This is a genomic window from Rhizobacter sp. P5_C2, assembly GCF_054049715.1.
On the sequence record NZ_JBFULV010000228.1, the window covers coordinates 1 to 2,094 of the forward strand.

Sequence of the window (2,094 nt, forward strand, 5' to 3'; positions counted from 1 at the left end):
CTCAGGAGACCCGAGACTGGTTCCGGGCTTGGACTGGGAACGAAGAAGTCGACGGCTCGGATTTCTTGGTATTCGGTCAGGACGGCACCGGCGGATATGCCGCCATCTGGAGCGTACGCAAAGATCTGCCTCTTCTTGACCAGCCGGTGGTCTTTCTCGGCTCGGAAGGGGAGAAAGGCGTCGTCGCGAGCACCATTCATGACTTCCTATGGCTATTAGCAGGCGGACTGGGGCCCTTCGAGGCCGTCTCGTATCCCGACGAGAAGCCAGAGAACAGTCAGTTTGCGGCGTTCGCGATGGCGCATTCACCCGAATCCAGGAAGTCCGCCCTGCAAGTCCTTTCGCGAGCGAAGGCCGAGTTTCCGGATTTCGAGGGGTGCATTGATGCGCTCTGCCGCTGAGGATCACCACGCTCGTTCACGGCCATGAGCTGCCTTTCCCCTCCGACTGCTTTCAGAGGCTCCGGAAGAGAGCGCGAATGGTGGTCGCAGCGCAGAATCGAGACATGAAGAAGCGTTCTGCCCGACTCGTGAAGAAGCTGCATAGGCGCTGGATACCCGAATGCGCCATTGATGCAAGCCAGTCCGCGTGCTGGAGGACGCGCCTGTTTGATTCGAAAGCCGGCGCGGTGTTCGAGCTGTCGCGGGCCAATCTGGCGGGGCTTTCGGGGCATGCAGGAACTGCGATCCAAAAGCTCGGGTTGCGCTTTTCCGTGACTGTGTCTGACTCGGAAGGCGAGGATTTGTGGCTGAGAGAGAACGGGGCGGTCGTGTTCAAGTTCTGGGCAACTGACTTTCCTGAGGTCTGCTTCTACAGCGGCAACAACCCAGCGATCCGATAGCATCGGCGCCACGCGACGAGCGTCTCTGAACGGCGAGTTGCTGCCCATCGCGAGCGGCAGGTTTTCGGTAGGCTAGCGTCCCATGTCTCGTCAAGAACTGTATGAACGGGTGCGCGGCAAATGGAAGAGCAGAATATTCGACGTCCTCGCAAGTAGCGGATGCTTCGACACCTGGGCCGTACCTCCTGACCCCACAACAGATTCCAAAGTCATGAATGATGTCTTCTTCGCGTGCCGGACTTGCAAGGACTACATCGACGCAGGCTACCGGTGGCCCGTGACGACGCTATTCCCTGATCAACGGGATCAGTTCCCCCTGAAGGTCAATGTTCAAGCGGTCTTGTCCAATGCTGAGTACTGGGGAGGAGAAACGGCCCATCCATACTTAGCAAAAGTCCTGCCCGCGGCACGGCGCTTCCTGCACTCTCACGAGGCTCATGACCTCGTCTTCGGAGACTTCGATGCGTTCATGAAATTCGACGATTCGAAGCATGCCTATCTCGAATGGCTTGAGGTCACCACTATTGACGATCCGGAGCTTCAAACCCTATGCCTGGAACCTCGGTACTTTGCCGAGCATCCTGCGATCAACTATCGATCCTGGGATCAGGTGGAAGCTTATTGCCGGCAAAACGCTTGTGGATGGAATGGCGACGCTGCCACGACTTCGGCTGCGCGGGAAGTCTTCCTTCGGGCCGTGAGGGCAAGGACTGATGGTCAGGCTGAGACCTAGTCACAAAACCTGGTAGGCGCATGTTCCTGTCTCAGCGGGTTGCAGCGGTCATGCCCATGAACCATCCGATGAACGACCGCTTCAGGGCGTCGAGATCGCCTCGGCGAAGGACTGCAACGGGTCGAGGCTGTGTGAAAACAGCTTGATTGCCTGAGGTGATCGCCTAAGTTGTGGCAACGCGGCTGAACGGGTCACGGCATGAAGCGATTCATCGAAGGAGAGGAGCGAAGCCAGGTCACGTTGCTCCCTGAGTGCCTGGACGACTACATCGCAGAAGACAACCCCATCCGCGTCGTCGATGTCTTCGTCGACGAACTGTCGATGAAGAAACTGGGCTTCGAAGGCACCGAGCCTGCGGCAACGGGGCGACCGTCGTACCACCCGGCGGTGCTGCTGAAGATCTACATCTACGGCTACCTCAACCGCGTTCCGTCGAGTCGACGCCTGGAGCGCGAAGCGCAACGCAATGTCGAGTTGATGTGGCTGACCGGTCGCTTGGCGCCGGACTTCAAGACCATCG

The 2,094-nt window shown here is 58.6% G+C and carries 4 protein-coding genes; all 4 read left to right on the plus strand.

Going from position 1 to position 2,094, the window contains the following annotated elements:
• A partial coding sequence (locus ACXJLU_RS33200; protein ID WP_457337984.1) for a hypothetical protein occupies positions 1 to 401 on the plus strand: 401 nt, incomplete at its 5' end.
• A 104-nt stretch (positions 402 to 505) separates the two neighbouring features.
• The gene (locus tag ACXJLU_RS33205; protein ID WP_457337985.1) at positions 506 to 841 is read left to right on the plus strand and encodes a hypothetical protein; all 336 of its coding nucleotides are present in this window, start codon (positions 506 to 508) and stop codon (positions 839 to 841) included.
• An 82-nt stretch (positions 842 to 923) separates the two neighbouring features.
• Positions 924 to 1,574: a hypothetical protein gene (locus ACXJLU_RS33210; RefSeq protein ID WP_457337986.1), complete on the plus strand. Its 651-nt coding sequence runs from the start codon at positions 924 to 926 to the stop codon at positions 1,572 to 1,574.
• Between the two features lie 198 nt (positions 1,575 to 1,772).
• Positions 1,773 to 2,094 (plus strand): transposase (locus ACXJLU_RS33215; protein ID WP_457337987.1); only part of this gene is annotated, 322 nt, incomplete at its 3' end.